Annotated in this window: 3 protein-coding genes; 2 read left to right on the top strand and 1 reads right to left on the bottom strand. The window is 44.9% G+C overall.

The window, feature by feature from the left end; genetic code table 11:
• Window positions 1-258 (top strand): inositol monophosphatase family protein (locus PSI15_RS17215; protein ID WP_337928942.1); only part of this gene is annotated, 258 nt, incomplete at its 5' end.
• 218 nt (window positions 259-476) lie between these two features.
• Here the strand turns inward: PSI15_RS17215 and gndA are convergent.
• The gene (gene gndA / locus PSI15_RS17210; protein ID WP_273584590.1) at window positions 477-1883 is read right to left on the bottom strand and encodes an NADP-dependent phosphogluconate dehydrogenase; all 1407 of its coding nucleotides are present in this window, start codon (window positions 1881-1883) and stop codon (window positions 477-479) included.
• Between the two features lie 274 nt (window positions 1884-2157).
• On the opposite strand from gndA, the gene PSI15_RS17205 reads away from it, so the two are divergent.
• A complete protein-coding gene (locus PSI15_RS17205) occupies window positions 2158-3738 on the top strand; it encodes a TerC family protein (RefSeq protein ID WP_045969884.1) in 1581 nt (526 codons plus the stop codon).
• The last annotated feature ends 314 nt before the right edge of the window (window positions 3739-4052 follow it).

The raw sequence follows: 4052 nt of genomic DNA, 5'->3' as shown, positions 1-4052 counted from the left end.
ATAATATCTAAGCTTCTGACCGAGGTGCGAGATATTCGAAGCTGTGGTTCGGCTGCCCTAGATCTTTGTTGGCTTGCAGCAGGAAGATTAGACGCTTACTATGAGCATGATTTATGTTATTGGGATTTAGCTGCAGGATCGTTAATAGCTAGCGAAGCCGGAGCAGACGTATTAGTTCAAGGTGATTTCGTTATTGGGGCAGCTCCAGCAATATCACAGAAGCTTAATATTCTCTTGAAGTCGTGTATATTAGTATGATTACTGAGGGAAAATTCTTATATAGTGACCAATTTTTTATTGACTATATATGGATGCCTCCGATTATGCAGAAGACTTTCACCTCCAAGTCGCTCACCCTAGTTAAGAGACAAAACCTCTCACGACGCTACGCGCCATGCTCGGCGCACCACCAAAAAAGGTGCTGAGAATTCAGCACCTTTTTTAGAGTATTTATATCTTATCCAGCGACCTGATGATTACTCTAACCATTCAGTGTGGAAAACACCTTCTTTATCTGTACGCTTGTAAGTGTGCGCACCAAAGTAATCGCGCTGTGCCTGAATCAGGTTGGCAGGCAATACCGCAGAACGGTAGCTGTCGTAATAAGAGATAGCCGCAGAGAATGTTGGCGTCGGGATACCATTCTGCACACCGTAAGCAATAACATCACGCAGGGCCTGCTGATATTCGTCGGCGATTTGTTTGAAGTAAGGGGCTAAAAGCAGGTTGGCGATCGCCGGATTTTCATTGTAGGCATCCGTGATTTTTTGCAGGAATTGCGCACGAATAATACAACCCGCACGGAAGATCTTGGCAATTTCGCCATAGTTCAGATCCCAATGATACTCATCCGATGCAGCTTTCAACTGTTGGAAACCTTGCGCGTAAGAAACAATTTTACCCAGATACAGAGCACGGCGAACTTTCTCAATAAATTCAGCTTGATCCCCGTTAAATGGCTGAACCTCAGGGCCGGACAGAACCTTGGATGCCGCGACGCGCTGATCTTTCAGGGAAGAGAGATAGCGTGCAAACACAGATTCTGTGATCAGTGTGACGGGAATACCCAGATCCAGTGAGCTTTGGCTCGTCCACTTACCGGTACCTTTGTTAGCGGCTTCATCCAGGATCACGTCAACCAGATATTTTCCTTCTTCATCTTGTTTACGGAAAATATCAGCAGTAATTTCGATCAAATAGCTACTCAGTTCACCCTGGTTCCAATCACTGAACACTTCAGCCAATGCCTGATTGCTCAGGTTCAATGCGTTTTTCAGCAGCGAATAGGCTTCTGCAATCAACTGCATATCACCATATTCAATGCCATTGTGAACCATCTTCACATAATGGCCGGCACCATCTGCCCCGATATAAGTCACACAAGGTTCGCCACCAACCTGAGCAGCAATCTCTTTCAGAATAGGGGCGACCAACTCATAAGCCTCTTTCTGACCACCCGGCATAATGGAAGGCCCTTTCAATGCCCCTTCTTCACCACCAGAAACACCCGTACCGATAAAGTTAAAACCCTGAGCAGATAATTCACGATTACGGCGAATCGTATCCTGAAAATAGGTGTTGCCACCATCGATCAGAATGTCACCCTTATCCAAATGTGGTGTCAGTGAGGCAATGGTTTTATCCGTCGCTTCCCCCGCCTTAACCATCAACAGAATACGACGTGGCTTTTCCAGCGAATCGACAAACTCTTCAATGGAATAACTTGGAACTAATTTTTTCCCTAGATTTTCAGCAATAACTTCATCAGTTTTATCGCTGGAGCGGTTAAAAATAGATACAGAGTAACCACGGCTTTCAATATTCAACGCCAGGTTGCGCCCCATTACCGCCATACCGACAACACCGATCTGTTGTTTGGACATGAATAACTCCCGTCTAATAATGACTGCGGCCCACCCAAGATGCTTTACGTCATGCCGTATGCAACAAAACAGAGCGGGCAATTTGTTAATGAAGTCACATGTTAACTCAGGAAAGGTCATCGGGGGTAGTTATTGATGCAACCGATACCGTCATAACGTTTTTTTGCTGAAAAAATTTCCAACTGAGATAAATCCCCTATTGATATTTCGCATTTCAATACGCATTATTGAATAGTCGGCAAGTGCCGTCCCAATAACAGGTAAAACAAACTATATGGAATGGATCGCTGATCCGACGATATGGGCAGGTCTGGCCACACTTATCGTTTTAGAAATTGTTCTCGGAATAGACAACTTAATATTCATCGCCATTCTGGCAGATAAACTTCCTGAAAAAGAGAGAGACAAAGCTCGCCTGACAGGGCTTTCCTTCGCTCTTGTCATGAGAATATTACTGCTATTCAGCCTATCCTGGCTCATTTCCCTGACGAATCCCTTGGTGACTTTATGGGAACACCCTTTCAGCGCCCGTGATTTAATTATGCTGATAGGAGGGATCTTCCTACTGTTCAAAGCCACAATGGAATTGAATGAACGGTTAGAAGGCAAAACCCTGCATACCAGCCAACAACGCAAAGGCGCCAGCTTCTGGGCTGTGGTTGTGCAAATTATCGTTTTGGATGCGGTATTCTCTCTGGATTCTGTTATCACTGCCGTGGGAATGGTCAATCACATTGGAATTATGATTGCTGCTGTGACCATCGCTATGATCCTGATGATATGGGCCAGTAAGCCGCTGACGAAATTCGTCAATGCGCATCCTACCATCGTTATCTTGTGTCTCAGTTTCTTGCTGATGATCGGCTTTAGTCTGGTTGCAGAAGGCTTTGGCTATCATATTCCGAAAGGCTATCTCTACGCGGCCATCGGCTTCTCCATCATGATTGAAGCGCTGAACCAGTTCGCCCAATTTAATCGTCGCAAGTTCTTGAACGCTTCCCGCTCCCTGCGCGAAAGAACCGCAGAGGCTGTTCTTCACATTCTAAATGGCAAACGTGAAAATGCTGCGCTGGATAATCATACTTCCGACCTGATTGCAGATCATACTGATAGCAAAGAAATCTTTGAGCCACAGGAACGCCAGATGATTGCCCGTGTTCTTAGCATGGCACAACGTACCGTCAGCAGTATTATGACCTCACGCCACGATGTAGTTTATCTTGATGTCCATTCCCCTACGGAAAAATTGACGACGTTACTGGAACAAAAACCCCATACGCGCATTGTGGTCACCGACGAACAGAGCAGTGATGAACCCCTTGGCGTTGTGCACGTGATTGATATCCTTAATCAACAGCTAACCCATAATACTTTCGATTTAAGAAAGTTAGTCCAGCAGCCGTTGATTTTCCCTGAATCCCTCTCCTTACTACAGGCGTTGGAGCAATTCCGTCAGGCACAAACCCACTTTGCTTTTGTCGTCGATGAATTCGGTTCTGTCGAAGGGGTGGTCACGGTCACCGATGTGATGGAGACCATTACAGGCAACCTCCCTGCCAGTAGCGGAGAGCTTGATGCCCGCCATGATATTCAGGTCACGGAAGAGGGATATTGGATCGCCAATGGGTTTATGCCACTGGAAGATTTAGTGCTTTACGTGCCACTGCCATTGGATGAAAAACGAGAATATCAGACGCTGGCAGGTTTGTTGATGGAACATCTGCAACATATTCCACAACAAGGTGAGCAATTGAAGATTGGTGACTATCTGTTTGAAGCGCTGGAAATCACCAGCCACCGCATCAATAAAGTGAAAATTACCCCACTCACGGTGGAAGAAGAGATGGAAGTATAATCCACGCTCTGACATCAAAAGAAACGCCTACTAAGAAAAAACCGGCATAAGTCCGGTTTTTTTATTCCTATAAGTTTTATCAGTTTGATTTAATTTTTAGGGTATTGACCCACGATTACCCTAAGTACAATGAACCCGTTTAATCGTAGCAATCCCCGACTATTGGATTTTGCCAATAGCATTGTCAGGCTAACGTGTTAAATAAAAGTTTTCAATAATATAATCAAATAGATGTGATGTAGTTATTCACGTAAAAATATAATGAGAAAGGAAAAACAAGACTGTGACAAAGCATCCGACTTTTAGGTGGCTTC

This window comes from Xenorhabdus sp. PR6a (assembly GCF_028599065.1).
GTDB lineage: Bacteria > Pseudomonadota > Gammaproteobacteria > Enterobacterales > Enterobacteriaceae > Xenorhabdus > Xenorhabdus doucetiae.
The sequence above is the reverse complement of the archived record's forward strand: the minus strand, read 5'-3'. Positions and strand labels throughout refer to the sequence as shown.